Source organism: uncultured Microbacterium sp. (assembly GCF_900078385.1).
Classification (GTDB): Bacteria; Actinomycetota; Actinomycetes; order Actinomycetales; family Microbacteriaceae; genus Microbacterium.
In genome coordinates this window covers 192,620-218,246 of record NZ_FLQR01000009.1, presented here as the reverse complement: position 1 = coordinate 218,246, position 25,627 = coordinate 192,620, and the positions used below count along the sequence as shown (strand labels likewise).

Here is a 25,627-nt window from a genome sequence, read left to right as displayed (position 1 = left end):
GGTGGTCGGCTGACGGGCCGGGGGACTGACTCCGGCCCGCCCGGCTACGACATCAGCGCCCGCCGCACCACAGCGGTGCTCCACCGTCCGAGCATGGCGCCCGCAACGGTGTCCGAGATGTGGTGCTGGCCGCGGTACACCCGTGAGAACGCGATCGCGCCCGGAATCCCGTACCGAAGAAGGGGACCGACAAGCCGCGCGCCCCGGGCGCCATGGCGATCCAGCAGGTCGGCGAGCGTGCCGTGGAGTGCGAAGGCTGCCGCGGTGTGCCCGGAGGGGAACGACGACGTGGCATGCGGCGGCTCGGGGCGCCACACCCCCTCGGGTCGTGGCCGTCCCACCAGCGCCGCGGATGCGACGAAGCACGTCGCCTCCAGCGCGAGCACCGCGGCAGGGGCGACCGCTGAGCGTCGGTCGCGCGTCAACAGCCACGTGACGCCGCACCAGAGCGCCCCGGTCGCGATGGTCTGCGGCACGCCGGAGTACCACGACAGCGGTCGGGTGATCCGGTCGAGCGCCTCGCGCGGCCCAATCAGTTCCGCGGGATCAGTCGCGACGGCGGCATCGCCGTCGTCCGACCGGTGGCCGAACGCGTCCTGGAGCGCACGCACGGCGTGGTCTTCGCGTGGGTCGTCGCCGCCGAGGAGCCGCATCACGCGCCCGGCCACGGCCAACGCGGCGATCGCGCCGAGCCCCGGCAGGACGACGGCTCGAAGCAGCGGCATGCCCGGAGCCTAGCGGCGCTGTGTGGGCGCGCGAGTTCGCCGGGGCCGTCGACAGCGGGAAGCATCCTCAGGTCGGTCGGCATTCGGTCTGCTCTCGCCGGGTGCGCGACCTCTATCGTGGCAGAGCACAGTGACGCGACCGAAAGAGTGCCGCACCCGCCCACAGGTCGCACGGTTCGTGTGGGCCGATTGAGTCGTTCAGCCGGAAAGGAGAGGTGTCATGAACTCTGCTCGACCGATCCGATCGGTTGGCGTCGCAATCGCTATCGCAGCTAGCCCACTTGCCCTGGCCGGTTGCGACATCGCGGCCTCGCCATATGCGGATTTGAACCGCGCTGCGCAGCCGTCTGATCAGCTCCCTGACCCGGCGGCGGCCGACGCCGCCATCAATCCTGAATCAGCGAGGCTCGTCGCGTTGGCGACACTCAAGTGGCCCGCGACATCGCGGGCCACGAGATCAGTTTGGGGGAAGGCAGCGCCGTCACGTATTTGCTCCTGCCTGGCAGGGGTCAAGCGCCCGACGAAGACCATGTCCGACTATCGGAGAACGTCTACGTCATCCCGAAGTAGCGGTGCGCGTCACTGACGCGCACGCAGGTCACGCCAACGGGCTCCGGTGCGACCACGACCGTCAGTCGCCGCACGCGTCGCCGATGGCGGGGAAGCTCACAGATTGGGCGCTCCGAACGACGTGCACTCGTCCGTCCACCTCGTAAGTGAGGTCGACCCCTTCGAAACCACCAGCCGCGACGCTCGTTCGCTCGATCGCGAGCGCGACGAACCACGTCTCCCCGCCATCGTCGTTGACGACAGTCCCTTTGAGGGGAACACGCGCGTCCCAGGCCTCATCGCCCTCGCTCACGAGCACCATCCCGACGCCCAGATGAGTGCCATCGTCGAGCACCACAGCCCGCGACGCAGCTTGCTCGATGACGCGAACCCCTTCGGCTCCAACCAGGTCGGCGGCGACGAGGGCGACCGCGTCGGTTCCCTCGGCCAGCTCAACCGAGTCACCGTATGTCAACGGCTCAGCGAACTCCGCGAGGCAGATGTGAACAGTAGTGCCCTCGGGCGGCCCGAACGTCACGTCTGAACCGTATGGCGCGCATCCCGTGAGCGCCGCGACACAACTTCCCGTGATGATCAACGCCGAGACGCGCGCACGCTTCATGGTGTGATCGTAGGGGCCAACCGATCCGAGTACCGCGCTCGATTCAACAGCGTTATCGCGGTCCGATCCGATCAGCTGCGGCACCCCGGTGACAGGCGCCGGATCCGGGTCGGTCACGGTGGGCAACCACAGCAACACCCGCGGGTGATTGCGAAGCCGCGAGTCCCCGCGCTAGCTTCCGCACATGGTCACGAGCGCGCCTGACGACGGGTATCCAGAGGTTCTGGAGGCGCTGAAGAACTCCTACCTCTACCTCCGCATCAGTCTCGTGGGTGTCGTCGCGGCGATCTTCATCGCCATCGCATCCACCCCGGCGGAGTACAAGCCCGAGGGTGCCGGCATCCTCCGATCGATCAGCCACTACTACTACACGCCCGCTCGCATCGTCTTCACTGCGGCGCTGTGCGGAGCGGCGCTCGCGCTGATCTCACTGGCCGGACGGGGCGTGCAGAACTACCTCCTCGACGTGGCCGCGCTGCTGGCGCCGCTGATCGCGTTCATCCCGACCCGCACACTGAGGACCGAGGTGGGCGAAGCGGCGGAGCTCGGCTCATGCGTCGCCGGGTGGCCGGCGGGGTCGGACTGCATCCCGAGGGACCAGCTCGCCTTCGTCGAACTGGGATTCTACGTCTGGGCGCTGTTCGCGGCGGTGGGGATGCTGCTCGCCCTCATCCGGGGGCTGCTGAAGCTCAGGCCCGGTCGCACGCGGGAGCCTGTCTGGTACTGGATCGCACTGATTCTCGGCGTCGGGATTCTGATCCTGTACCTGTCGTGGTGGCGGACGGATGCCTTCGTCGGCCTGCAGCTCTGGGGACACATCACCGCGGCGGGAACGTTCTTCATCCTGATCATGCTCGTCGCGGCCATCGAAGCGATCCGGCAGGCCTTCAGCCCGAACGTCCGCAAGCCCGCCTACCTTCCGCGGCGTGCCTACGCCGCGATCTACGCGATCCTCGCGATCACGCTCGTCGCCGATGTCGTCATCGCGATCGTCGTCCTGGCCGCACTCAGCGGCGCGCAGCAGGGGGACGCGATCTTCTGGATCGAGGTGATCGGCCTTCTGGCCTTCGCGCTGTTCTGGTCGTTCCAGACCCTCGAGCACGCGGGGGATGCCGACGGGTGGGTCAGCCCGGCGCCCCCAGGCAGCTGGAGCATCACCAACTCCAACCGGATCGCGTCCCGGCAGCAGGATCTCGCCGACGCGGGGTACTACTCGGGCGCCATCGACGGGAGGGCGGGCGCGCTCACACAGGAGGGGATCCGGGACTTCCAGGTCGCCCAGAGCCTCCACGCGACGGGCGAATTCGACGAGGCGACGTCGACCGCGCTGCGGACGGCGGCGCGGGCGCTGCGGCGCTGAGGCCATCGGTGGTGGTCACGGGGCGCGTCCCGCCACACCCGATCAGCGCACGGTGGCGGCGAGGATGATCCACCACGCGGGCAATGCCGCCATCGCGAGCGCGACCGGAATCCCGCCGACGATCAAGAGCACCATCCGCATCCCCGAGTCGGCGGGCAGCAGAAATGCCCCAGTCGTTCCTCGCCTTCACGCTCGAACGCGGCTGGACGGTCGACCGCCTCGGCGCGTGGCTGAAGGACGCGCTCCCGCGACTTCTTGTCGACCCGTCCGGTCCGGAGACGTCACGCTGAGCCTGACGCGATCGCACATCGCAATGTCGGAGGCCCCCACCAAACTTGGGGTATGACCAGCACGGCGGAGGCACTCGGATCGGACGCCGATCTCGCTACGCTCGCCGACCTCGTGTACGAGATCGCGGGCGTCGAGCGTCGGCTGTCGCTGGTCCAGATCGCTCAGCTCCGAGTCCTCGCCCGCGCCGGTCAACTGGCTGAAAGGCAGGCAGCGGGGTCGCCGGCCCGCGTGCAGGCGCACGAGATGGCAGTCCGCTCCATCGCCGCGGAACTCGGCGGCGCGATGAGGGTCACCGACCGCACGGTGCAGCGCCGGATCGACGAGGCGCGGACGGTCGTAGAGGATTACCCGGCCGCACTCGGCGCCTGGGAGAGCGGGACGATCACCCGTGCGCACGTCATGGTCATCGTGGATGCCGGGTCGGTGCTGCCCGCTGAGGTGCGAGCGTCGTACGAATCCGTCGCGATCGAACGCTGCCGGAAGGACACGCCCAACCGCGTGCGCGCTCAGCTGGAGATCCTTGCCCAACGGATGCATCCGCGGTCCTTCAGCGAGCGCCACGAGGCGGCGGCCGCCGAACGCTGCGTGCGGCTGACGCCCGGTCGGGACGGGATGTCGGATCTCATCGCGACCCTCCCGACGGTGATCGCCGAAGGTATTCACGACCGGCTCACTCAGCAGGCTCGCGCGATCATCGACACGCGGGGCGAGCGGGCGGATGCCGAACGACCGGCCGACGTCGGCCAGACGTCGCCGTCATCCGACGACCGCGGCGAGATCATCGCGACGGACGCACGGACCACCGACCAGGTGCGGGCCGACGTCTTCGCCGATCTGCTCCTCGCCGGCACACCGGCGTTGGACGACACGAGAGACACGACCGCGGGGCCGCTGGGCGCGATCCGCGCCCGGGTCCAGGTCGTGGTGCCGGCGCTCGCTCTCAGCGGGACGAACGAGCCGTGCGATCTCGTCGGCCGATCGCCCATCGACGCGGACACCGCACGACGACTCGCCGGCGACGCTCCCACGTGGGAACGGCTCGTCAGCGACCCGGTAAAGGGGACGGTGCTCGCGGTCGACAGCTACCGTGTGCCGATGCCGATGAGGCGATATCTGCAGGCCCGCGACCAGCATTGCCGCTTTCCCGGATGTCGGATGGCGGCGATCCGATGCGAGATCGACCACACGCACGACGCCGCGCTGGGCGGCAAGACCGAGACGCGCAACCTGGGCTGCCTGTGCCAGCGGCACCACTCCATGAAGCAGTTCACCGCCTGGCGGGTTCGACAACTCACGGGTGGAGTTCTCGAATGGACCTCACCCCTCGGCACGATCTACCGCGAAGACGCACCGACACCGGCCGTCGCCTTCTCCCTTGACGAGCGCCACCTTCCGGCCACAGAAGCCGCACCGTTCTGACTCTCATCTCGCCGGACCACTCAGTCCCGAGGACACAGTGTGTCGTTCCGCCGGAATCGGGCACACAATGACCACATGCTCTCTCGTCGCGCTCAGGTGGCCCGCCTTCGGCGAGTAGCCGTCGCGGCGCTGCCGGGATTCGACCTCGCAGACGGCACGTTGACCTTCGTCAACCACGGCGAGAACACCACGTTCCGGCACGACAGTGCGGACGGTCGACACCTCGTGCGGGTCCACCGTCCCCGACGCCACGGCCGTGACGCCGACCCGACGCTCGCCATCCGGTCGGAGATCGCCTGGATGACCGCCATCCGCGCGGACACCGGCATCCACGTCCCGCGTGTGCGCCCGACCCGCGACGGAACCATGACAGCGCAGGTGACGGCCGGCTCCGAGACCCGCGTCGTCTCGGTGCTGCGGTGGATGAACGGGCGGATCCACGAGCAATCGGCGCGACCGGTTCACCTGGCTCGTCTCGGCGCCGCCATGGCGACGGTCCACGACCACGCCGACTCATGGACGCCGCCCGCCGACTTCGTCCGAATCGACTGGAACCACGAGACGTTCTTCGGAAACGTCATGGTCTACGGCGAACTTCCGGCCGAGGAATGCTGGAAGCTGCTCCCGGCGCCGCTGCGCCGACGGTTCGACGCGGTCGCGGATCGGCTGGGGCCGATTATGGCGTCCGACCTCGATACCGGTCTCATCCATGCCGATCTGCACCTCGGCAATGCGCTGTTCGAAGCCGGGCAGGTCAAGCTCATCGATTTCGACGATTGCGGGCGCGGACCCCGCGTCTACGACGTGGCCGTCGCGCTCTGGGAACTCCGCGACGAACCCGACTATCCGCGGTTCCGCGACGCGCTCGTCGCGTCCTACCGGCAACGGCGGGAGATCGATCTGACCCACCTCGACGACTACATCGCCCTGCGCCAGGTCGCCTTCGACCTCTGGTACACCGGGACCGCGCAGGTGAATCCCGACTTCGCGGCGCGACTGGACAAGGTGCACGCGTGGTCGCACGACATGCTCGACGTCGTCGAGGGACGCGCCAGCGCGCCAGGGGGGTGAACGCATGACAGAACAACCGGCAGTGCTCCGCGGGACGACGTCGCACGGGATGGAGTACCTGACCTGGGGTGCGGGATCCCGCACCCTGCTCTTCATCCCGGGCGGACCGGGCAGCGGGTTGCCGGTGGGACTCACCGGCCGGTTGAGCCGGCGATGGTTCGCTCCGTTCGTGGATGCGGGCTTCACGATCTGGTACGTCACTCGCCGCCGGAACATGCCGCGCGGCCACACCGTCGCCGACATGGCCGACGACTACGGACTCATGATCGACGAGGAGCTGGATGGTCGGGTGGACCTCGTCGTGGGGGAGTCCTACGGAGGCATGATCGCCCAGTACCTCGCGGCGCGCCACGGTGAACGCGTGGGCGAGGTCGCCATGGTGGTCGCAGCGGCCGACGTGAGCGCGTGGGGCAAGGAGGTCGACTCTCGCCTGGCCCCCGCCCTGGAACGGGGGGATGCCGCGGCCGTCGGCGCGGCCTTCGCCGAGTACATCCTCCCGAGTGACCGGGCCCGGTGGCTCCGTCGGCTGATGGGGCCGTGGATCGGCCGGGGGCTGCTGTCGGGCAAGAACTACCCGGCATCCGATGTCCTCGTCGAGGTCGAAGCCGAGATCGCTTTCGATGCCCGATCGGTGCTCTCGGACATCGCCGTTCCCGTGATCGTCCTGTGCGGTGACGAGGATCTCTTCTTTCCGGCCGACCTGGTCGAGGAGACGGCCCGGCTGATCCCGGACTGCGCTCGGGTCCGTTACGCGGGGCAGGGACACGTCAAGGTCGCGACGAGCGGCCAGGTGCCCCGCGACATCCTCGCGTTCGTCGACCGGCACTGACCCGCGGCATCCGCCACTGTCTATGCCGGCGGGTACTGTCGGATGAATGGGCATCCTGCACACCGTCGTCTTCCGCCTCGTCCACGGCCCGGACTCTCCCGAGGCGGCGGCGTTCTTCGCAGACGCCCGTGTGCTGCTGACATCCATCCCCGGCGTCGAGCAGTTCGTCGTCCGGCGTCAGGTGAGCGCGAAGAGCCCGCTCACTCACCAGTTCTCGATGGTGTTCGCGGACGATGCGGCGTACGAGGCGTACAACGATCACCCGACTCACGTCGCGTTCGTCGCTGAGCGGTGGATTCCGGAGGTCGCGGAGTTCCAGGAGTACGACTTCGTGGAGGACGAGGCCCCGACCGATGACGCGTGACGACGCGGAGTCGTCCGAATCTGACGGCAGGGGAGACCGAACGCCGAGGCGCTCGCTCGGCGAACTGATCGCACCCCGCCGGCTCGGCGGCGACTTCCGATGGCTGCTCGCCTCCTCGTGGACCAGCAACATCGGCGACGGCATCGCGCTCTCGGCTGCGCCCCTCCTGATCGCCTCGCTGACGTCGTCGCCCCTTCTGGTGGCGGCTGGCGCGATGATGCAGTTCCTGCCCTGGCTCCTCTTCGGACTGCTCGCCGGATCGATCGCCGACCAACACGATCGGCGCCGACTCGTCATGCTGGCCAACGGCACGCGCGCGGTGATCGTGCTCGGCCTGGTGGTCTTCCTCGCCACCGGGCAGGTCACGGTCTGGATCGTGCTCGTGACGTCCTTCCTCTACGGCACCGCCGAGGTGTTCGCCGACACGGCCGGCAGCACGCTGCTGCCCATGATGGTGCGCCCCGCCGACCTCGGGATCGGCAACGCCCGCCTCCAGGCCGGGTTCCTCGTCGGCAATCAGCTCGCCGGGCCTCCGCTCGGCGCCTTCCTGTTCGCGGTCGGGTCGTTCTGGCCGTTCCTCGTACAGATCCTCTGCGTGAGCCTTGCGGTCATCCTGATCTCGCGGATCGCTCGCACCCCGATTCCCGAGACCGATGCCGCCCCCGCCGGGACGAGCCACCGCATCCGGGAGGGCCTCAGCTGGCTCCGCGGTAACGCGCCCGTGCGGACGCTCGTGATCATCATCCTGGTGTTCAACGTGACGTGGGCAGCGCCCTGGGGCGTCCTCGTCCTCTACGCCACCGAGCACCTGGGTATGGGCGCTGTGGGCTTCGGGGCGCTGACCACGGCGTCGGCGCTCGGCGGGCTGATCGGCACGGGATGCTTCGGCTGGCTCGAGCGTCACGTGTCGTTCGCGACCCTCATGCGCGTCTGCCTTTCGCTCGAAGTGGTCATGCACCTCGCCTTCGCTCTGACGACCTCCGGCGTCGTCGCGTTCATCATCATGTTCGGCTTCGGCGCGTACGCGTTCGTCTGGGGCACGATCTCGACGACCGTTCGGCAGCGTCTGGTCCCCATCCCGCTGCAGGGCCGTATCGCGTCCGTCAACATGGTCGGAGTGTTCGGCGGTCTCGTGATCGGACAGTTCCTCGGCGGCCTCATCGCCCAGGCGTGGGGCCTCACCGCGCCATGGTGGTTCGCGTTCGGCGGGTCGGCGATCACGCTGCTGCTGGTCTGGCGGTCGATCTCGTACATCGCCGCCGCCCCGCCGGTCCTCGACGCGGGGGAGTCGGCGCCGGAATCGTGATCGGGCGGGGCTGGAGGTGAGCACTGTTGACCAGGAGCCGAAAGATGGCTCGCCGGCCTCTGACGCGTTGAACGGGTCGGGCGTTCCCATGGACGCGCATCCGGTTCGACATAATCGGCGCATGTATGGAAAGCGAGTTGCTCAGTGGGAGCGCGCGGTCGAGTGGCCGCTCATGGCGGCGGCCTGCCTCTTCCTCGCCGCCTACGCAGTGCAGATTCTCGCGCGGCCGGACGGCGTCGTCGCTGCTATCGCCGAAGCCGTTCTATGGGCAACGTGGGGAGGGTTCCTCGTTGACTACATCGTGCGACTCATGCTCACCGAGCACCGCTGGAGGTGGTTCTATCGTCACCTTCTCGACCTCGCTATCGTCGTGCTTCCCCTGCTTAGACCGTTGCGCCTGATGCGCTTCCTGACGATCATCGCCCTCATCCAGCGCAACGCCGGGTCGATGCTTCGCGGGAGGGTTGTCGTCTACACCGTCGGTGCGACCGCTATGACGATCTTTCTCGCCGGTCTCGCGGTGCTCGATGCTGAGCAAGGAAGTGGCGGTCAGATAAGCAACTTCGGGGATGCTGTCTGGTGGGCATTCGTGACGATTACGACCGTCGGGTACGGCGATTTCGTCCCGGTCACTCCGACGGGTCGTGTGGTCGCCGCGGGCCTGATGGTCGGCGGGATCGCTCTGATCGGTGTCGTCACGGCGACGCTCGCCTCGTGGATCGTTGAACGGGTCTCGCTCGAAACGGACAGATCAGCCGCAGCGACCGAGGCGCAAGTCGCGGCCCTGCACGAGGTCGTCTCTGACCTCAGGATCGAGATCCGCGAGCTCAGAGAGAGTCTCGGCAGTCGGCGGTCGGTCGAATGATCGCTCAGGAATGCGACTCCTGCAGAGTGCCCCGTCGGCGGGTCGCGTGGACGGCGACGCCGAGCAGGGCCACGATCGCGAGCCCGCTGACGGCATACAGCGGCACGGACCAGGGCGAGTAGTCCGCCCCGCTGATCATGTAGGTGTCGGCCAGCGCCATCCCCGGCGCGAAGGACGCGACGAAGTAGGCGGGTGCGCCGAAGACGAGCATGACGAGGTAGGCGACCAGGGCCGCGCGGGCCGTGGCATCCGATCGGCGGGTGAGGACGACGAAGGTGAGGAGCGCGAGCGCCACTCCGAGCCCCAGGACCGCGAACGTGTACCCGGGCTGCATCGACTCGCCCGCGGCGTCGAGGTCGCGCCCGATGGCGGCGAGGTCCTTCCCCGGCACGGCATACCGGGGGTTCAGGACGGGGATCTGAAGACCCGCCAGCACGGCATATCCGATCACCGCGATCATGCCTGCGGCGGCGACGCGCTTCGTCGCCCGGCGGCCATCCACGATCCTCACCGCTCCTGCCGGCTGACCATCTCGCCGATCCACGCCGGAGCGAAGGGCGACGTGCAGTTCGGCGGCGTCGGGTAGTCCTTCAGAACCTCGAGGCGCTCGCCGATGTCGAGGGCGCGCGAGCGCAGATCGGGGTGATGGATGCCGATCATCGCGAGCGTCGTGTTCATCTCCCACTGCCGGCGCCCCGGCGCCTCCTTCATGTCCGACTCGATCGTGTCGAGCACGGCCTCAAGGTCGAGCAGTTCCGGCTTCTTCGTCACGGTGTGCGCGGTGAGCGCCCAGCCGGCCCCCGAAACGGTGGCATCCTCGTCGTCGATCCAGCGACGGCGCAGCTCCTCCACGTGCGGGCCGGGCTTGACGATGTAGCTGACGAGCCAGTCCACGACCTTGGGTGCGTGGGCGTCGCGCAGCATGGCATCCAACTCGTCGACGGAGAAGTGGCGCGGCTTGGCGATCAGCAGCGCCACGAGCAGGAGCGGCGTCTCCCCGGTCGCCCACAGCTCCCGCGCGAACGCCTCATCGGTGCCCAGCCGCTTCGCGACCGCGCGCAGCTTCGTGAGGTTCACGCCGTGATCGTCGCCGTGCCGCTCGTTGACCTCGCGCATGCGCGGGTCCTCGAGCGCCGCCAACTCGGCACGCACCTCATCCACCGTCGCCATGGGTCCTCCTCGTCTGCTCGACCCAGGGTAAGCGGGTCACCGCTCCCGCGGCACCGCAGGCGGCGCGTCGATGGCGCGCAGCATCCGCTCGAGCGACTCGCGCAGCTCGCCCCGTGCCGGCTCGGCGAGGTCGAGCGTGTACTCGACACCGGCGGGGATCCACGAGAGGCCGTACGCCGTCTCGCGGAAGTCCGAGCCGCCGACGGGCCAGCGCGTGTGCGTCGCGTCCTCCGGCTCGGCCCCCTGCCCCCACTGCCCGAAGTACGCCCGCATCTCCTCGATCGGCAGCTCCATGACCGCATCCGCCTCGACGGCCTGCCGCACCCAGCTGCGCGCGACGAGCACGAACTCCTCGATCTCCTCGGAAGTCAGCGGCTTGGGCGTGAAGAGCACGCGCGTGTGGTCGACGTCGGCGAGCCGGTCGACGCGGAAGGTGCGCCAGTCGGCCTTCTCGAGATCCCAGCACAGGAGGTACCAGTGCCGGTCGGCGGGCGCGAGGGCGTGCGGCTCGACGCGACGGCGGGTGACCTCCCCGGTGGCCGACGTGTAGGTGAAGCGCACCCGCTCGTGATCGCGGCAGGCGAGGGCGAGCTCGCCGAGCACCTCGCCCGAGACGGCGGCCCCCGCGTTGAGCCCCGCCGGCTGCACTGCTTCCGCCAGCGCCGTGACGCGGCGACGCAGCGGCATGGGGAGCACCTGCTCGAGCTTCGCGAGGGCGGTGAGCGTCGTCTCCGGTCCCGAGACGAGCCGTTGGGATGCCGCAACCCGCAGCCCGATCGCCATCGCGACGGCCTCGTCGTCGGTGAGGAGAAGCGGCGGGAGCGCACTGCCGGCCTCGAGCCGGTACCCGCCCGCGGCACCGGGGGAGGACTCGATGCGATACCCCAGCTCCCGCAGCCGCTCGACGTCGCGCCGCACCGTCCGCTCGGTGACGCCCAGCCGGTCGGCGAGCTCGGAGCCGGGCCAGTGGCGGTGCGTTTGCAGCAGGTTCAGCAGCGAGAGAGCGCGCGAGGTCGTGTCGGACATGGCATCCATCTTCCTCGACGTTCAGGACAGTATCTGTCCGCATCGGATCCTACGCTCGCGGCATGACGAACGAACCGATCATCGAGGCGCAGGGTCTCACCAAGCGCTTCACCGTCAAGAAGAAGCCTGTCGAGGCCGTCACCGACCTCACGTTCACCGTCGCGCGCGGTGAACTCGTCGCGTTCCTGGGGCCGAACGGCGCCGGGAAGTCGACGAGCCTCCGGATGCTCACGACCCTCCTCCCGCCGACCGCCGGCACGGCGCGCGTGGTGGGTCACGACATCCTCCGCAGCCCAGCCGCCGTGCGGGCGCGCATCGGCTATGTCGGGCAGCTCACGAGCGGAAGCTTCGCGCAGCGCGTCCGCGACGAGCTCCTCAGCCAGGGCGCGTTCTACGGGATGCCGGCAGCCGCCGCGCGGAAACGCGCGGGCGAGCTCATCGAGTCGCTCGACCTCGCCTCGTTCGCGACCCGCTCGGTGCAGCAGCTCTCCGGCGGGCAGAAACGGCGCCTCGACATCGCCCTCGGGCTCATGCACGCGCCGCCGCTGCTCTTCCTCGACGAGCCGTCGACGGGTCTCGACCCGCAGAGCCGCGCGAACCTGTGGGAGCACATCCTGCGACTGCGCGCCGAGCACGGCACGACGGTGTTCCTCACGACGCACTACCTCGAGGAAGCCGATCGCTACGCCGAGCGCGTCATGGTGATGGACCGGGGCCGGGTCATCGCCGACGACACGGCGACGCGGCTGAAGGCGGAACTCGCGGGCGACGTCGTCACCCTCGGATTCGGATCGGAGGACGACGCCGACCGGGCGATCGACATCGTGCGGCGACTGGCGGAGCGCGAGGTCGTCCGCGAGGGTGCGTCGGTCACGTTGACGGCGCCGGACGGCGACCGGCTCCTGCCGGCCGCCGTGCGCGCCCTGGATGCCGAAGGCCTCCGCGTCGAGCGCGCCACCGGCGTGCCGCCGACCCTGGACGACGTCTTCCTCGCGCTCACGGGGCGCACGCTGCGCGAGGCCGGCGAGGGCGAGCCGATCGAGGCGGAGACGGATGCCGCGGCATCCGAGGAGCCGGCATCGCCGGCGCAGAAGACGGGAGCAGTCCGATGACCACGACCACCTCGACCCCGGTGCGGGAGAACGCCGCCCGAGACACCTGGCACGTGCTGACGCGCGAGCTCAAGCCCGTCGTCCGCGACCCCTTCACGCTGATCTTCAGCCTGCTGCAGCCGCTCGTCTTCCTCGGGCTGTTCGCGCCCCTGCTGATCGGCCAGTCCGGTGCGCCGGCGGGGGAGACGCTGCAGTGGTTCGTCCCCGGCGTCCTCGTCATGATCGTGCTGTTCGGCACGGGAGCCGTGGGGTCGAATCTGCAGTACGAGATGATGACTGGCTCGCACGAGCGGACCCTCGTCGCCCCGCTGGCGCGCTCGTCGCTGCTCGTCGGGCGCGCGCTCAAGGAGGTCGCCCCGATCATGGTGCAGGGACTCATCATCGTGCTCATCGCGTGGCCGTTCGGGTTCACGGTGCACGTCGGTGGGCTCGGGATCGGCCTCCTGCTCCTCGCCGTGTTCGGCGTGGGGCTCGGCTCGCTCTCGTACTCGCTCGCGCTCGCCACGAAGGACCGCGAGTGGCTCTTCTGGGGCGTGCAGCAGACACTGATCTTCCCTCTGCTGATCCTCTCCGGGATGCTGCTGCCGCTCGACGAGGGCCCGGCGTGGATGCGGGTGGTCGCCACCGTCAATCCCATCAACTGGGTCGTGCAGGCCGAGCGCGCGCTGTTCGCCGGCGACCTCGGCGACTCCGTCGTGCTGTGGGGGTGGGTGGCCGCGCTCGCGCTCGCCGCCGTGGGCCTGACCGTCGGCATCCGCTCGATGCGTCGCAGCAGCTGACGCGGGCGGTGCGGGGCCCGGGCATTCGCCCCCCGACACGCCGATCTCGCGCACCCACTTGTGTGGTCAGACCACAAGGTGCATACTGGAGGCACGAGAGGGTCTGAGGCTGGATCTCGAACCCCCGGCAAGCAACGGTGCGGGACAATACGCCCGCGCCGGGAGGAGAAGAGAAATCATGTCCACCTCGATCAATGCTCTGGTCGACAAGGCCCAGCAGGCCCTCGCCGAGTACGCGTCGTTCACCCAGGAGCAGGTCGATCACATCGTCCGCAAGGCGTCCGTCGCCGCGCTCCACCACCACGGCGACCTCGCCGTCATGGCCGTCGAAGAGACCGGTCGTGGCCTGTTCGAGGACAAGGCCGTGAAGAACATGTTCGCGTGCGAGCACGTCACGCACTCGATCATCAAGCAGCGCACGGTCGGCGTCATCTCGCACGACGAGATCACCGGCATCACCGAGATCGCCGACCCGGTCGGCGTCATCTGCGCGCTCACGCCGGTCACCAACCCGACCTCGACCGCGATCTTCAAGTCGCTCATCGCGCTGAAGACCCGCAACCCGATCATCTTCGGCTTCCACCCGTCCGCGCAGAAGTGCTCGGCCGAGGCCGCGCGCATCGTGCGTGACGCGGCGGTCGCCGCCGGCGCCCCGGAGAACTGCGTGCAGTGGATCGAAGAGCCCTCCATGGAGGCCTCCGGCGAGCTCATGAACCACCCCGATGTGGCCCTCATCCTCGCCACCGGCGGCAACGCCATGGTCCGCGCCGCGTACTCCTGCGGCAAGCCGGCCCTCGGCGTCGGCGCGGGCAACGTCCCCGCCTTCATCGAGCGCACCGCGAAGGTCGGTCGCGCCGTCAACGACATCGTGCTGTCGAAGTCCTTCGACATGGGCATGGTGTGCGCGTCGGAGCAGGCCGTCATCCTCGACGAGCCGATCGCGGAGGAGGCCCTCGCCGAGTTCGCCCGGCTGCACGCCTACCGCGTGACCGCCGACGAGAAGCGGATGCTGGAGGAGTTCATCTTCGGTGTCAGCGCCGAGAGCGCGAACTGCGCCGAGGCCAAGCTCAACGCGAAGGTCGTCGGGCAGTCCCCGGTGTGGATCGCCGAGCAGGCCGGCTTCACGGTTCCCGAGGACACCTCGATCCTCCTCGCCGACGTCTCCGGTGTCGGCCCGCACGAGCCGCTGACGCGCGAGAAGCTCGCCCCGGTCCTCGCCGTGCTCCGCGCCGCAACGCCCGATGAGGGCATCGAGCTGTCCAAGCAGATGGTCGACTTCGACGGTCTCGGGCACTCCGGCGCCATCCACTCCAACGACCAGGCCGTCATCGCGAAGTTCGCGGCCGTCGTCAAGGCCGTCCGCATCATCGAGAACAGCCCCTCGGCGCTCGGCGGCATCGGCGACATCTACAACGCCTTCATGCCGTCGCTCACGCTCGGCTGCGGCTCCTACGGTCACAACTCGGTCTCCAACAACGTCTCGGCGGTGAACCTCTTGAACGTCAAGCGCGTCGGACGACGCAACAACAACCTGCAGTGGTTCAAGGTGCCGGCGAAGACCTACTTCGAGCCGAACGCGATCCGCTACCTGATCGACATGAAGGGCGTCGAGCGCGTCACGATCGTCACCGACGGCACGATGACCAACCTCGGCTACGTCGACAAGATCATCGACGTCCTCAACCGCCGCCCGGGTCGCGTGCACCTGCAGATCATCGACCGGGTGCTGCCCGAGCCGACGGTCTCGAGTGTGCAGGCCGGCGCCGCCGAGATGCGCGCCTTCCAGCCCGACACGATCATCGCCCTCGGCGGTGGGTCGCCGATGGATGCCGCGAAGGTCATGTGGCTCCTCTACGAGAACCCGGAGACGCAGTTCTCCGACATGCGGGAGAAGTTCTTCGACGTGCGCAAGCGCGCGTTCAAGTTCCCCGAGCTCGGCAAGCTCGCCAAGCTCGTCTGCATCCCGACCACGTCGGGCACCGGTTCCGAGATGACGCCGTTCGCGGTGATCACCGACGACAAGACGGGTATGAAGTACCCGCTCGCCGACTACGCGCTGACCCCGTCCGTCGCGATCATCGACCCGATGCTCACCTCGGCGCTGCCCGGGTTCCTGGTCGCCGATGCCGGCTTCGACGCCCTCACGCACGCCACCGAGGCGTACGTGTCGGTCTACGCGAACGACTACACCGACGGCCTGTGCCTGCACGCCATCAAGCTGATCTTCGAGAACATCGAGCGCAGCGCGCAGGCGAAGCCGAACAGCACGGACGCCGCCGACATCCGGGCCCGCGAGAAGATGCACAATGCGGCGTCGATCTCGGGCATGGCCTTCGGCAACGCGTTCCTCGGGATCGTGCACGCCATGGCCCACGTCACCGGCTCGAAGTTCAAGCTGGTGCACGGCCGGACCAACGCGATCTACCTGCCGCACGTGATCCGGTACAACGGCCGCATCCCCACGAAGCTCACCAGCTGGCCGAAGTACGAGCGCTACATCGCGCCGGAGCGCTTCCAGGAGATCGCCGCGCACCTGGGCCTGCCGGCATCCACCCCGGAGGAGGGCGTCGAGAGCTACGCCCGCGCCGTGGAGGAGCTGCGCGACAAGGTCGGCATCGAGCGCTCGTTCCAGCAGCAGGGCGTCGACGAGGCGAACTTCATCGGTCGCCTGGATGAGGTCGCCATGGCCGCCTACGAGGACCAGTGCGCACCCGCCAACCCGCGGATGCCGATGCTCGCCGACATGCGCACCCTCATGGAGGCCGCGTACTACGGCACCTCGTTCGACGAGGTCCGCGCCCAGCGCGCGACCACACACACCGAGGCCGCTGCCGCCACCGGCACGATCGCGGTGGTGAAGCCCGCCAAGCGGGACAAGCAGCGCGCGTAGTCCAGTGCGCCAGGAGGGCCGGGGGAGCATCCCCGGCCCTTCTGCGTGCGAGGGGCGTGCGGGTCGCGGCGCGACCGTAGGCTGAGGGCATGCAGCAGCGCAGCCTCGGCCGTACCGGTCGCTCCGTCTCCGTCGTCGGCCTCGGCACCTGGCAGCTCGGTGCCGACTGGGGGAGCGTCTCCGAGGACGACGCCCGCGCGGTGCTCCGCACGTCGCTCGACGCCGGGGTCACCCTCATCGACACCGCCGACGTCTACGGCGACGGCCGCAGCGAGGCAGTCATCGGCGCGGTGCTCGCCGAGCGCCCGGACCACGGTGTCACCGTCGCGACGAAGATGGGCCGCCGCATGGCGCAGGAGCCGGGGAACTACACGCCCGCGAACTTCCGCGCGTGGACCGACCGCTCGCGTCGCAGCCTGCGCACGGACACCCTCGACCTCGTCCAGCTGCACTGCCCGCCGACCGCGGTCATCGAGTCGGATGCCACCTACGACGCCCTCGACGCGCTCGTCGCCGACGGGACCATCGCCGCGTACGGCGTCTCCGTCGAGACCTGCGCACAGGCGCTCGCCGCCATCGCGCGGCCGAATGTCACCAACGTCCAGATCATCCTGAATCCGTTCCGGCTGAAGCCCCTCGACCAGGTGCTGCCCGCCGCCGAGCGCGCCGGGGTCGCGGTGTTCGCGCGCGTGCCGCTGGCATCCGGGCTCCTGTCGGGCAGGTACTCCGCCGCGACGACCTTCGCGGCCGACGACCACCGCTCCTACAACCGGCACGGCGAGGCGTTCGACAAGGGCGAGACCTTCTCCGGCGTCGATTACGAGGTCGGCCTGCGGGCCGCAGCCGAGCTCGCGGCCGCCGTGCCGATGGGACTCACGCTGCCGGCTGCCGCGCTCGCCTGGGTCGCGTCGCGACCCGGCGTCACGAGCGTCATCCCCGGGGCGCGCAGTGTCACGCAGGCGCAGGGCAACGCGGTCGCCGGCGAGCTCGTCGGCGAAACCGACCTGACGGTGTTCGAGGATGTCGTCGCCGACGTGTACGACCGGCTGCTGCGGGCGGACATCCACCCGCAGTGGTGACGGGGGCCTAGACCTCGACAGCCTCCCGATAGACCGCGCGCTCGAACGCGGCCGCACCCTCGGCGGCGGCCGGGTCGTAGAACGGCAGCAGTTGCGTCGCCCAGGCCCCGGCAATGCCGGAACGTCGGTCGATCCAGTAGTGGACGTTGCCGAGTCCGACCCACGACACGGAGCCGGCGCGACGGCGTCCCGGCACGTCCGCCTCGTTGACGAGGAATGAGTACCCCCATGATGTCGGGATGCCGGGCAGGAACTCGACCTCGCGGGTGAGCGCCGGGATCGCGGCCTGCAGGGGAGTGACGGTGACGCCCCGCTCGCCGCGCGTCGCCCAGGCGATCGTCTCGGGCCGGAGCACCCGGCCACCGGGTGCCGACCCGTCGCCGAGCCAGACGCGGAGGAGCGCGAGGAGGTCGGGGACGGTGGAGAAGAGGCCCTGGCCGCCCATGTCGAGCTCGGCGGTGCCGGGGGGATTCGTGGCCATCGGAGCGATGGTGCCGTCCCGTCCGCGGCGATGCGGAGTTGCCAGACGCGATCGCATGCCCTCCGGCACATCGAAGGAGGTCGAACTGATACCGCACGGCGCATAGATCCGTTCGCGGAAGACGTCCTCGAGGCGCCGACCGCGGACCGCGGCGACGATCAGACCCAGCCAGTCGATCGACATCCCGTACGTCCAGCGGTCACCCGGGTCATGCAGGAGCGGTGTCGACAGGCTGTCGCGGAGCGGTGTCGTCGAAGGTCGGACGGCGCGGGCGCGGGCGATCCGCGCGCAGCGTGCGTCGAACATGTCGTACCCGATGCCGGCCGTATGGAGAAGCAGCATCCGCGGGGTGATGTCGCGCGTCGGCGGACGTGTGACCGTCGTGCCGTCCTCCTCGATCGAGAGGAGGACCTCGAGGTCGCCGATCGCCGGCAGATACGTGCGTGCGGGGACATCGAGGTCGATGAGTCCGTCCTCGACGCACTGCAGGGCCGCCGTCGCGGTGAACAGCTTGGTCACCGAGTAGAGCGCGAACACCGTGTCGTCCGTCGCCGGCGCGGACGTCGCGGGGGAGCGGAAGCCCGCAGCGCGCAGGTACGTGGTCTCCGCGAGGGAGGTGGTCCCGGCGACGACGAACGGGATGCCGGCGCGGAGCGCGGCGTCGAGGGACTCGTCGCGGGGATCCGCCATGGTGCTCCTTCGCCTCACGCCTGATCCGAGGGTAGGCCGTGCCGGTAGGCCGTGTCGGTGGCGCGGATAGCCTGGCGGCATGATCCTCGAGTTCGACGGCGAGGTCTTCCGGTGGGAGGCGCGGACCGAGACGTGGTTCTTCGCGGCGCTGCCCGAGGACCTGAGCGCCGAGATCCGCGAGATCCCGCGGCCGGCGCGCGGTTTCGGATCGGTCCGGGTCGCCGTGACGATCGGCGGATCGTCGTGGCGGACGTCGATCTTCCCGGATGGGGGACGCGGCGCGTACGTGCTGCCGCTGAAGCGCGCGGTGCGTGATGCCGAGGGGATCGGCGACGGCGATGTGGTGCGCGTGCGGATCGAGGTGCTGGACGCGTAGGAGCGGCTCTCGATATACCGCGCATCGCCGCTCATTCAGCGTTGCGAAACACAGAAGTAACAATTTTCCCAAACTCCCCATTGACAACAAGATGAGAGAACTCTCATGATGGGGACCGGAGAGGGAGATCGTCCTCGCGGCGGGCATTCCCAAACCAGGCTCTGCACATCCCACGGTTCACCCGAGCCGTGTGATCCCCCCGAAGAGCGACGATTCCCCCCGGATCGCAAACTTCGGCGTGCGCACCAGGAGCCGGTCCTGTTCAATCCCCCCAACTGGAGGCACGCACATGCGCACCATCCGTAACTATGTCCAGGCTGAGAAGGCCCGCCGCGAGGAATCTGGCGACGAGGGCGGCTTCTCACTCATCGAACTGATCGTGGTCGTCGTGATCCTCGGCGTCCTCGCCGCGGTGGCGATCCCGATCTTCCTCAACATCCAGCAGGATGCGCGAAACAACGCGCTCGCGGCGATCGCTGCCAACGGCGCGACGCAGGTCTCCGCGGCGATGGCGCAGGATCCGGCCATCACAGCCGCTAGCTCGGTCGACCTGACGAACCTGTCGGACGGTACTGACCCGGCCGTGACGATTGTGGCCGCAGGCACGACGATCGACAACATCTGCGTGACTGCCACCCAGGACGGCGCGACCACCGCGACTTCCGGCCCCGGCTGCTAGTCAGCTCATTGACCTCGAGGCCGGCCCGACCCGACGGGCCGGCCTCGACGTCTCTCCAAAGAACGACCCACCTCACCCCCTCGGAGGTGTCCCAGCATGACCACCCAGTCCGACGACGGCTTCAGCCTCGTCGAGGTGATCATCGCGATGTTCCTCCTCGCGGTGCTGTCGCTCGCTGTCCTGCCGCTCATCATCGGCGCGACACGCTTGAGCGTGGACAACCGCGACTCGGTCGAGGCGACCTCCCTGGCCGATGCCCACATCGCGGCACTCCGTGCTCAGTTCCCGACGCAGCCCACAACCGACACGACGTGCGCGCAGCTGCGCACCGCCGCGACCCTCCTCGTAGACGCCAACCCGGCGACACTTCCGAACGTCGTGATCCCGACCGGCCTCACGCGCACCGTGACCGTCGAGGCCTGCCCGACGGGCGCCGGGGTCGGCAAGCCGGCCGCGATCCTCGTCACCGTCCGCATCACGGACGTCGACGGGGATGCCACGGTGCTCCGCACCCGGATCCCAGTGACGAGCGCGTGATGGCGGGCGGGCGCAGCATCATCTCCGACGACGAAGGCATCAGCCTCGTCGAACTCATCGTCGCCGTCATCGTGTCCTCCCTGATCGCCGGCCTGCTCACGATGGTCTTCATCAACGGCTGGACGACGCAGCAGAAGTCGATCGCCCGTGACTCCGCGACGGGTCAGGCGAACGTCCTGACGTCCACGATGGCCAATGCGCTCCGCAACGCCACGTCGATCCGCGTCAGCGGCGCAGGGACCCGTATCGACGCCGTCGTGACGAAGCCGAGCGCGTCGTTCAGCGGAACGTGGACGTGGGAGTGCCGCGCGTGGGTTCTCACCGACCAATCCATCCGGTACAGCGCGGGAGCCACACCGCGCGGGGCGGATCCCTCGGGGTGGACGGTGCTCGTCGGAAAGTCGGCGAAGCGGCCGCTCGACAAGGTCGCGGCGCCCAGTGGCGGCGTGCCCTTCACCCTCGTGGGATCGAAGGGGGTCCACACCACCCTCGACATCACCGTCGGTGACGTGCAGAAGACCGTGAAGCTGTCCGACGGGATGACGGCACAGGCTGTGGCGACGACAGGAGCAATCGCATGCTGGTGAAACTCGCCGATCTGCGCCGTGATCAGTCCGGTTCCTCCCTCGTGGCCGTGCTCATCATCATGCTCGTCCTGACGATCGCGGGACTGGCGCTCGGGAGCATCGTCGTGAACACGGCGGGGATGGTCTCGGACACCCGCTCGAGCGCCGAATCGCGCGCGACGGCCGATGCCGGGCTTGCCGCTGTCTCGGCATCGCTCAAGCGCGGTGAGATCACCTGCCCGACGGCGCCCGCAAAGCTGACCGTGCCGAGCGCACCCGTGTCGAGTGATGCAGGAAGCGCCACCTACGCCTACTCCGTGTCGTGCTCGAGCACGACGGCGATGGTGCGGGTCAACGCCGACGTCCGTGGCGCGCGCACGTCGGTGCAGGCCGACTACGCCTACTCGTCGGTGTCGAGCACCGGCGGCGACATGATCTTCTTCGGCACGGGCACCCTCACCTTCAACTCGAACGTCGTGGTTACCGATCCGGGACGGTCTGTCAACGTCGTCATCCCGCAGGCGACGCTGTTCGAATGCAACGCGAAGATCCCCGGCACATTGACGGTCAAGGGCAATATCAAGACTTCTTCCGGGTGTGACGTGAAGGGACTCGTCGAGGCCGGGGGCACATTGAACATGTGCTGCGGCAGCGACGTCTTCCGCGCCGACCTGACGCTCCGGGGCACCGGCTCCAGCACCGTCCGCGGCACGGTCAGCGGCAACATCCTCGCCAACGGCGCCCTCGAGTTCGGCTGGGAGAACAAGATCATCGGCGGATCGGTGCGGACCACGGGCGACGTTCAGCTCGGAAACGTGCGCATCAACGGATCACTCACGTTCCCCTCAGCGCGCACCTACACGCCGAACTCGGGCGTCGTCGTCGGCGGTGTCGTGCGGCCCGCGACCGTGCCGACGGTCCCACCGCTCGTCCTGCCCACGTGGTTCGAGTACAAGTACAACGCATCGGACTGGCCGGGCTACAACGTCGTGACGCTCGTCAACTCCGGCAGCGGGGTGGGTTCGTGCGACTACTTGAATGCGTCACCAGGCACCGGATGGACCACCTGGCTCGGCAGCCTGTCGGCCGACACGGTTCTCGACGCGCGCGCGTGCTCGAAGCTCTCCTCGAACAACGGATCCAACCCCACCGTGCAACTGAAGAAGAACCTCGTGCTCCTGGCGAACGAGTTCGACCTCACGATGCTCAAGGTCAAGGCCGCGGCGACGGCCGTCGGCAAGCCCTCCCTCTACATCACCACTGAAGACCGCACACCGGCCGATGTGAAGCCGACGTGCGGCTCCGGTCAGTCGAAGCTCTACATCAACGGCACCATCATCGAGGCCTCGGTGCGCGCGATCGGGTACAGCCCGTGCACTGTCGACGTCGGCAGCATGGGAATCGACCAATGGAGCGGGACGCTCTACGGCGGCACATGGACCCCGGGTGGTCAGTTCACCTTCACGGCCGACCCGATCGGCTTGCCGGGCATGGGCGCCGAACACGGCATCAGCGTCGAGACGAAGACGGTCGGCGCGCTCGTCCGTCAGCGCGACGTCGTCTACGCCGACCTCTCCGGGTGGGTGCCGTGATGACCCCGGGTCTCGTCGCCGCAATCCTCGTCTTCGCCGCTCTCTTCGGGCTGGTCATCGGCTCGTTCCTCAACGTCGTGATCTACCGTGTCCCGGCCAAAATCCGCCTCACCCGCGAAAGCCGCTGCCCGCAGTGCGGGGCTCCGGTGCGGCCGTGGCAGAACGTTCCCGTGCTGTCCTGGCTGCTGCTGCGTGCGAAGTGCGCCGCCTGCGGTGCGCCGATCTCGGCGCGGTATCCGCTCGTGGAGCTGGCCACCGGACTGGCATTCGTCGGCGTGGTCGGGCTGTTCCTCGCGGCTCCGCTCACCTGGGCATCCGTGCCGGTGATCATCGCCTACCTCTATCTGGCGTCCATCAGCATCGCCCTCGCGATGATCGACCTGGACACGAGACGGCTGCCGAACGCGATCGTCCTGCCGGCCTACATCGTCCTCGCCGTCCTCTTCACCGTGGCGTGCGTCCTCGCCACCCCGTGGGAGGCGCTCCTGCGGGCCGCCATCGCCGGGGCTGCTCTCTACGCGTTCTACTTCCTGCTGCGTCTCATCCGACCGGGCGGAATGGGTGGCGGAGACGTCAAGCTCGCGGGCGTGCTCGGTGCGGCGCTCGGCTGGCTCGGATGGGGATCCCTCATCGTCGGCGCGTTCGCCGCCTTCATCCTCGGCGGCGTCGTGGGTGTGGTCCTCATGCTCGCGCGCCGGGCGACCCGCAAGAGCGCCATTCCGTTCGGCCCCTGGATGATCGCGGGCGCGTGGATCGGCATCGTCGCGGGCGAGGACATCGCCCACTGGTATCTGGGGCTGCTCGGCGCGAGCTGAGCGGCCGGCAACGAAAGGAGAGCAGAATGGCGAACACGATCGTCGGACTGGAGATCACCGAAGAGGGGGTCCGGGCCGCAGAGGTCACGATCGGCAAGTCCCCGACGCTGGTCGCGTACGGGGCGGTCCCGCTCCCTCCCGAGGCGGCGAGCGATTCCGAGGTCCACGACGTGGACGCCGTCGCCCTGGCGCTCCGGCAGCTGTGGTCGCGCGCGGGCATCAAGGGGAAGAACGTCGTCCTCGGCATCGCGAGCCGCCGCATCCTCGTCCGCGAGTACACGACGGCCGCCATGCGCCCCGACCTGCTCCGTCAGGCGCTGCCGTTCCAGGTGCAGGACCTGCTGCCGGTTCCCGCCGAGCAGGCGGTACTCGACTTCTACCCCGTCTCCGAGGAAGCCGGTCAGGTGACGGGCCTCCTCGTCGCCGCCGTCGCGGAGAGCGTCGAACAGGTTGTCGGCACCATCGGGAAGGCGAAGATCAAGGTCGATGTCGTCGATCTCGCCCCGTTCGGGCTGGCCCGTGCCGCTCGACGGGTGGCCGCGCCCGGCGAGACCGTCGCCGCCCTGCACCTCGGCGACCACACGAGCTATGTCGTCGTGCTCGAGGAGGGTGTGCCGCGGTTCGTCCGCATCATCCCCATCGACATCATGACGGAGGCCGTCCGCGCGCGGGAGAACGCCCAGCTGGGTGAGGCGCTGGAACAGCCTGCCGCGGTCGTCGAGGAGATCCTCGAGACCGTGCCTCCGGGCGGAGCCGCCCGCCGGTCGCGCTCCGCAGCGCGAGCCGCCGGGGTTCGGCCGACCGCCGGCATGTCGGCCTCGGCGATCGACGATCTCGTCGTGCGGCTCGCCAGCACCCTGCGCTTCTACACCGACCGGTCCGCCGATCACCCCATCACGCGCGTGCTGCTGAGCGGCGCCGGTGCAATCGTCCCGGGAGTCTCGGACGCGCTGGCGGCGAGCATCCCGATGCCGGTGGAGTTCCTTGGAGCGTCGCAGCTCGTGCGGACGAAGATCCCGATCGACGGCCCGGATGACGATCTCAACCTCGTCACCACGATCGGTCTCGCGCTCGGGGAGGGACGCTGATGGCCTTCGCACAGCCTGCGATCACCGGATTCGGTGGTCTTCCGCGCGTCAACCTCATGCCCCGCGTCGAGATCGAGCGGCGCCAGCGCAGCACTTTGATCCGCCGGTGGCTCCGCGGTGTCATCGCGGCTCTGGCCGTCGTGGCGCTGCTGGCGGGCGCGGCGTTCTGGCTGCAGACCACGGCCGCCGTGCGCAATGCCATCACGACGCAACGGACGAACACGCTTCTCAGCGAAGTCGCGGCGTTGGCTCCGGTGCGCGGCAAGCTGGAGCTGAGAGCAGAGCTCGAAGGCTACCGTGCCCAGGCGATGGGGACCGACCTTCGCTGGTCCGCGCTGCTCGCCACGGTCGAACGCGCGCTCCCCTCAGGGGTCACCGTCGCCGGATTCAGTCTGGCGCCCGGCGGTCTGCTGGCAGCCGGGGAGGACCCGCTCGCGGAGACAGGGGCGGAGGGGACGCTCGCCCTGTCGAGCGAGACGCCCGCTGAGATCGTCCGCCTCATCCGCGCCCTGCGCCCGCTCGATGGCGTCCTCGAAGTCGACGGCTGGGAGGTCGCGGTGGAGAACGGCGTCTACACCTATGTCCTCCGGATCGCCTACGACCAGTCCGTCTACACCGGTGCCTACACACTCGAGGAGGACTCCCAGTGAACGGGAATCGCCAGCTCGTCAATCTCGTCGGCCTGCTGCTCGTCGTCGCCATCCTGGTCGCCGGCGTCGCCCTGGTCGCACTGCCGATGTACGCGCAATCCCGGACCATCGATGCGAACACGGTCGCCGTGGAGCAGACGAACGCGATCTATGAAGCGCAGATCACGCAGCTGGCTGCCGCCGACGAAGAGATCGATGCGGTCGACGCCGATCTGGCAACGCTTCGCACGGCGATCCCGGCGAACACGAGCTTGGACGACGTGTTCGAGATCATCGCGGCCGCGTCGACGCGAGCGGATGTGACCATCAGCACGATCAAAGTCGTCGACCCCGAGCAGTGGGCACCGCGCGCGGGCGTCGACACAGACCCCGAAGCCGCGGCAGCGGCCGAGGCGGCCCCCGATGCCGATGCAGCCACCGATCCGGCCACGGATGACGGGTCGGCAGAGGGGACCGGCGGGTCGGCGACAGACGAAGCGGCCACCGACGGCACGGCGACCGAGGAACAGGTCGGCCCTCAGCCTCAGCAGCAGCTCACGGTGACGATCGAGGTCGAGGTGGCCGACGCGGAGGCGGCGATGACGTTCGTCGACGCCCTCGGCCGCGGGAAGCGCCTCATCGCGCCGATCGACGCCACTCTCGACGACGGCACCCTCACCGTCACCGTGCTCACCTTCATCCGGACCGAGGATTGAC

At 69.1% G+C, this 25,627-nt stretch carries 27 protein-coding genes; 21 read left to right on the top strand and 6 right to left on the bottom strand.

The genetic code is table 11. The features are described 5' to 3' along the window. Window positions 1–44: 44 nt before the first annotated feature. Window positions 45–725, bottom strand: a complete 681-nt coding sequence (locus QZL85_RS12450; protein WP_295577170.1) for a phosphatase PAP2 family protein — start codon at window positions 723–725, stop codon at window positions 45–47. 631 nt (window positions 726–1,356) lie between these two features. Then, window positions 1,357–1,896 carry a hypothetical protein gene (locus QZL85_RS12445; RefSeq protein ID WP_295577168.1) on the bottom strand — a complete coding sequence of 180 codons (540 nt, stop codon included), beginning with the start codon at window positions 1,894–1,896 and terminating at the stop codon, window positions 1,357–1,359. A 184-nt stretch (window positions 1,897–2,080) separates the two neighbouring features. Here QZL85_RS12445 and QZL85_RS12440 point away from each other — a divergent pair, with 184 nt between their 5' ends. The 8 genes from QZL85_RS12440 (at window position 2,081) to QZL85_RS12405 (ending at window position 9,401) form a co-directional block, all read left to right on the top strand. Continuing rightward, a complete protein-coding gene (locus QZL85_RS12440; protein ID WP_295577166.1) occupies window positions 2,081–3,256 on the top strand; it encodes a peptidoglycan-binding domain-containing protein in 1,176 nt (391 codons plus the stop codon). Window positions 3,257–3,420: 164 nt separating this feature from the next. Then, the gene (locus QZL85_RS12435; RefSeq protein WP_295577164.1) at window positions 3,421–3,546 is read left to right on the top strand and encodes a hypothetical protein; all 126 of its coding nucleotides are present in this window, start codon (window positions 3,421–3,423) and stop codon (window positions 3,544–3,546) included. Between the two features lie 52 nt (window positions 3,547–3,598). After that, on the top strand, window positions 3,599–4,966 hold the full coding sequence (locus QZL85_RS12430; protein WP_295577162.1) for an HNH endonuclease signature motif containing protein: 1,368 nt from the start codon (window positions 3,599–3,601) through the stop codon (window positions 4,964–4,966). A 75-nt stretch (window positions 4,967–5,041) separates the two neighbouring features. Beyond that, a complete protein-coding gene (locus QZL85_RS12425; RefSeq protein WP_295577159.1) occupies window positions 5,042–6,037 on the top strand; it encodes a phosphotransferase enzyme family protein in 996 nt (331 codons plus the stop codon). Between the two features lie 4 nt (window positions 6,038–6,041). Further along, window positions 6,042–6,866 carry an alpha/beta fold hydrolase gene (locus tag QZL85_RS12420; protein WP_295577157.1) on the top strand — a complete coding sequence of 275 codons (825 nt, stop codon included), beginning with the start codon at window positions 6,042–6,044 and terminating at the stop codon, window positions 6,864–6,866. A 46-nt stretch (window positions 6,867–6,912) separates the two neighbouring features. Then, window positions 6,913–7,230 carry a Dabb family protein gene (locus QZL85_RS12415; protein WP_295577155.1) on the top strand — a complete coding sequence of 106 codons (318 nt, stop codon included), beginning with the start codon at window positions 6,913–6,915 and terminating at the stop codon, window positions 7,228–7,230. Further along, complete coding sequence (locus tag QZL85_RS12410; protein WP_295577153.1) at window positions 7,220–8,536, top strand: MFS transporter; 1,317 nt, start codon at window positions 7,220–7,222, stop codon at window positions 8,534–8,536. The genes QZL85_RS12415 and QZL85_RS12410 overlap by 11 nt, the downstream gene beginning before the upstream one ends. Before the next feature lie 121 nt (window positions 8,537–8,657). Next, window positions 8,658–9,401, top strand: a complete 744-nt coding sequence (locus QZL85_RS12405; RefSeq protein WP_295577151.1) for a potassium channel family protein — start codon at window positions 8,658–8,660, stop codon at window positions 9,399–9,401. 4 nt (window positions 9,402–9,405) lie between these two features. Here the strand turns inward: QZL85_RS12405 and QZL85_RS12400 are convergent, their stop codons facing one another. Genes QZL85_RS12400 through QZL85_RS12390 form a run of 3 tightly spaced genes read right to left on the bottom strand, consistent with a single transcriptional unit; the run spans window position 9,406 to window position 11,597 of the window. Then, window positions 9,406–9,903: a hypothetical protein gene (locus QZL85_RS12400; RefSeq protein ID WP_295577148.1), complete on the bottom strand. Its 498-nt coding sequence runs from the start codon at window positions 9,901–9,903 to the stop codon at window positions 9,406–9,408. A 5-nt stretch (window positions 9,904–9,908) separates the two neighbouring features. After that, the gene (locus QZL85_RS12395; RefSeq protein ID WP_295577146.1) at window positions 9,909–10,571 is read right to left on the bottom strand and encodes a DNA alkylation repair protein; all 663 of its coding nucleotides are present in this window, start codon (window positions 10,569–10,571) and stop codon (window positions 9,909–9,911) included. 36 nt (window positions 10,572–10,607) lie between these two features. Next, window positions 10,608–11,597: a YafY family protein gene (locus QZL85_RS12390; RefSeq protein ID WP_295577144.1), complete on the bottom strand. Its 990-nt coding sequence runs from the start codon at window positions 11,595–11,597 to the stop codon at window positions 10,608–10,610. A gap of 62 nt (window positions 11,598–11,659) precedes the next feature. Between QZL85_RS12390 and QZL85_RS12385 the strand changes: the two genes are divergently transcribed. The 4 genes from QZL85_RS12385 (at window position 11,660) to QZL85_RS12370 (ending at window position 17,457) form a co-directional block, all read left to right on the top strand. Further along, a complete protein-coding gene (locus QZL85_RS12385; RefSeq protein WP_295577142.1) occupies window positions 11,660–12,709 on the top strand; it encodes an ATP-binding cassette domain-containing protein in 1,050 nt (349 codons plus the stop codon). After that, the gene (locus tag QZL85_RS12380; RefSeq protein ID WP_295577140.1) at window positions 12,706–13,488 is read left to right on the top strand and encodes an ABC transporter permease; all 783 of its coding nucleotides are present in this window, start codon (window positions 12,706–12,708) and stop codon (window positions 13,486–13,488) included. The genes QZL85_RS12385 and QZL85_RS12380 overlap by 4 nt, the downstream gene beginning before the upstream one ends. 178 nt (window positions 13,489–13,666) lie before the next feature. Continuing rightward, window positions 13,667–16,378 carry a bifunctional acetaldehyde-CoA/alcohol dehydrogenase gene (gene adhE, locus QZL85_RS12375; protein WP_295577137.1) on the top strand — a complete coding sequence of 904 codons (2,712 nt, stop codon included), beginning with the start codon at window positions 13,667–13,669 and terminating at the stop codon, window positions 16,376–16,378. Window positions 16,379–16,467: 89 nt separating this feature from the next. Beyond that, a complete protein-coding gene (locus QZL85_RS12370) occupies window positions 16,468–17,457 on the top strand; it encodes an aldo/keto reductase (protein ID WP_295577134.1) in 990 nt (329 codons plus the stop codon). A gap of 7 nt (window positions 17,458–17,464) precedes the next feature. Here the strand turns inward: QZL85_RS12370 and QZL85_RS12365 are convergent, their stop codons facing one another. Continuing rightward, the gene (locus QZL85_RS12365) at window positions 17,465–18,628 is read right to left on the bottom strand and encodes a serine hydrolase (RefSeq protein WP_295577132.1); all 1,164 of its coding nucleotides are present in this window, start codon (window positions 18,626–18,628) and stop codon (window positions 17,465–17,467) included. 79 nt (window positions 18,629–18,707) lie between these two features. On the opposite strand from QZL85_RS12365, the gene QZL85_RS12360 reads away from it, so the two are divergent. From QZL85_RS12360 to QZL85_RS12320, 9 genes are all read left to right on the top strand, one after another. Further along, a complete protein-coding gene (locus QZL85_RS12360) occupies window positions 18,708–19,004 on the top strand; it encodes a DUF1905 domain-containing protein (RefSeq protein WP_295577130.1) in 297 nt (98 codons plus the stop codon). A gap of 289 nt (window positions 19,005–19,293) precedes the next feature. Then, entirely contained in the window at window positions 19,294–19,683 is a 390-nt protein-coding gene (locus QZL85_RS12355) for a prepilin-type N-terminal cleavage/methylation domain-containing protein (RefSeq protein WP_295577127.1), read from the top strand. 96 nt (window positions 19,684–19,779) lie between these two features. Next, window positions 19,780–20,220, top strand: coding sequence for a prepilin-type N-terminal cleavage/methylation domain-containing protein (locus QZL85_RS12350; RefSeq protein WP_295577125.1), 441 nt, complete (start codon window positions 19,780–19,782; stop codon window positions 20,218–20,220). Continuing rightward, the gene (locus QZL85_RS12345) at window positions 20,220–20,807 is read left to right on the top strand and encodes a type II secretion system protein J (RefSeq protein WP_295577123.1); all 588 of its coding nucleotides are present in this window, start codon (window positions 20,220–20,222) and stop codon (window positions 20,805–20,807) included. Before QZL85_RS12350 ends, QZL85_RS12345 begins: the two co-directional genes overlap by 1 nt. Next, window positions 20,798–22,378 carry a hypothetical protein gene (locus QZL85_RS12340; RefSeq protein WP_295577121.1) on the top strand — a complete coding sequence of 527 codons (1,581 nt, stop codon included), beginning with the start codon at window positions 20,798–20,800 and terminating at the stop codon, window positions 22,376–22,378. The genes QZL85_RS12345 and QZL85_RS12340 overlap by 10 nt, the downstream gene beginning before the upstream one ends. Continuing rightward, window positions 22,378–23,193, top strand: coding sequence for an A24 family peptidase (locus tag QZL85_RS12335; protein ID WP_295577119.1), 816 nt, complete (start codon window positions 22,378–22,380; stop codon window positions 23,191–23,193). The genes QZL85_RS12340 and QZL85_RS12335 overlap by 1 nt, the downstream gene beginning before the upstream one ends. Window positions 23,194–23,219: 26 nt before the next feature. Beyond that, window positions 23,220–24,281, top strand: a complete 1,062-nt coding sequence (gene pilM, locus QZL85_RS12330; RefSeq protein ID WP_295577117.1) for a pilus assembly protein PilM — start codon at window positions 23,220–23,222, stop codon at window positions 24,279–24,281. Beyond that, window positions 24,281–24,931, top strand: coding sequence for a hypothetical protein (locus tag QZL85_RS12325; protein WP_295577114.1), 651 nt, complete (start codon window positions 24,281–24,283; stop codon window positions 24,929–24,931). The genes pilM and QZL85_RS12325 overlap by 1 nt, the downstream gene beginning before the upstream one ends. Beyond that, complete coding sequence (locus QZL85_RS12320) at window positions 24,928–25,626, top strand: hypothetical protein (protein ID WP_295577112.1); 699 nt, start codon at window positions 24,928–24,930, stop codon at window positions 25,624–25,626. Before QZL85_RS12325 ends, QZL85_RS12320 begins: the two co-directional genes overlap by 4 nt. The last annotated feature ends 1 nt before the right edge of the window (window position 25,627 follow it).

Coding starts and splice junctions, on each gene's coding strand:
- QZL85_RS12365 (WP_295577132.1), bottom strand. CDS start 18,628: ATGGCGGATCCCCGCGACGAGTCCCTCGACGCCGCGCTCCGCGCCGGC.
- QZL85_RS12420 (WP_295577157.1), top strand. CDS start 6,042: ATGACAGAACAACCGGCAGTGCTCCGCGGGACGACGTCGCACGGGATG.
- QZL85_RS12405 (WP_295577151.1), top strand. CDS start 8,658: ATGTATGGAAAGCGAGTTGCTCAGTGGGAGCGCGCGGTCGAGTGGCCG.
- QZL85_RS12370 (WP_295577134.1), top strand. CDS start 16,468: ATGCAGCAGCGCAGCCTCGGCCGTACCGGTCGCTCCGTCTCCGTCGTC.
- QZL85_RS12340 (WP_295577121.1), top strand. CDS start 20,798: ATGCTGGTGAAACTCGCCGATCTGCGCCGTGATCAGTCCGGTTCCTCC.
- QZL85_RS12335 (WP_295577119.1), top strand. CDS start 22,378: ATGACCCCGGGTCTCGTCGCCGCAATCCTCGTCTTCGCCGCTCTCTTC.
- QZL85_RS12345 (WP_295577123.1), top strand. CDS start 20,220: ATGGCGGGCGGGCGCAGCATCATCTCCGACGACGAAGGCATCAGCCTC.
- QZL85_RS12355 (WP_295577127.1), top strand. CDS start 19,294: ATGCGCACCATCCGTAACTATGTCCAGGCTGAGAAGGCCCGCCGCGAG.
- adhE (WP_295577137.1), top strand. CDS start 13,667: ATGTCCACCTCGATCAATGCTCTGGTCGACAAGGCCCAGCAGGCCCTC.
- QZL85_RS12425 (WP_295577159.1), top strand. CDS start 5,042: ATGCTCTCTCGTCGCGCTCAGGTGGCCCGCCTTCGGCGAGTAGCCGTC.
- QZL85_RS12325 (WP_295577114.1), top strand. CDS start 24,281: ATGGCCTTCGCACAGCCTGCGATCACCGGATTCGGTGGTCTTCCGCGC.
- QZL85_RS12440 (WP_295577166.1), top strand. CDS start 2,081: ATGGTCACGAGCGCGCCTGACGACGGGTATCCAGAGGTTCTGGAGGCG.
- QZL85_RS12395 (WP_295577146.1), bottom strand. CDS start 10,571: ATGGCGACGGTGGATGAGGTGCGTGCCGAGTTGGCGGCGCTCGAGGAC.
- QZL85_RS12435 (WP_295577164.1), top strand. CDS start 3,421: ATGCCCCAGTCGTTCCTCGCCTTCACGCTCGAACGCGGCTGGACGGTC.
- QZL85_RS12360 (WP_295577130.1), top strand. CDS start 18,708: ATGATCCTCGAGTTCGACGGCGAGGTCTTCCGGTGGGAGGCGCGGACC.
- QZL85_RS12380 (WP_295577140.1), top strand. CDS start 12,706: ATGACCACGACCACCTCGACCCCGGTGCGGGAGAACGCCGCCCGAGAC.
- QZL85_RS12445 (WP_295577168.1), bottom strand. CDS start 1,896: ATGAAGCGTGCGCGCGTCTCGGCGTTGATCATCACGGGAAGTTGTGTC.
- QZL85_RS12450 (WP_295577170.1), bottom strand. CDS start 725: ATGCCGCTGCTTCGAGCCGTCGTCCTGCCGGGGCTCGGCGCGATCGCC.
- QZL85_RS12385 (WP_295577142.1), top strand. CDS start 11,660: ATGACGAACGAACCGATCATCGAGGCGCAGGGTCTCACCAAGCGCTTC.
- QZL85_RS12390 (WP_295577144.1), bottom strand. CDS start 11,597: ATGTCCGACACGACCTCGCGCGCTCTCTCGCTGCTGAACCTGCTGCAA.
- QZL85_RS12350 (WP_295577125.1), top strand. CDS start 19,780: ATGACCACCCAGTCCGACGACGGCTTCAGCCTCGTCGAGGTGATCATC.
- QZL85_RS12415 (WP_295577155.1), top strand. CDS start 6,913: ATGGGCATCCTGCACACCGTCGTCTTCCGCCTCGTCCACGGCCCGGAC.
- QZL85_RS12430 (WP_295577162.1), top strand. CDS start 3,599: ATGACCAGCACGGCGGAGGCACTCGGATCGGACGCCGATCTCGCTACG.
- pilM (WP_295577117.1), top strand. CDS start 23,220: ATGGCGAACACGATCGTCGGACTGGAGATCACCGAAGAGGGGGTCCGG.
- QZL85_RS12410 (WP_295577153.1), top strand. CDS start 7,220: ATGACGCGTGACGACGCGGAGTCGTCCGAATCTGACGGCAGGGGAGAC.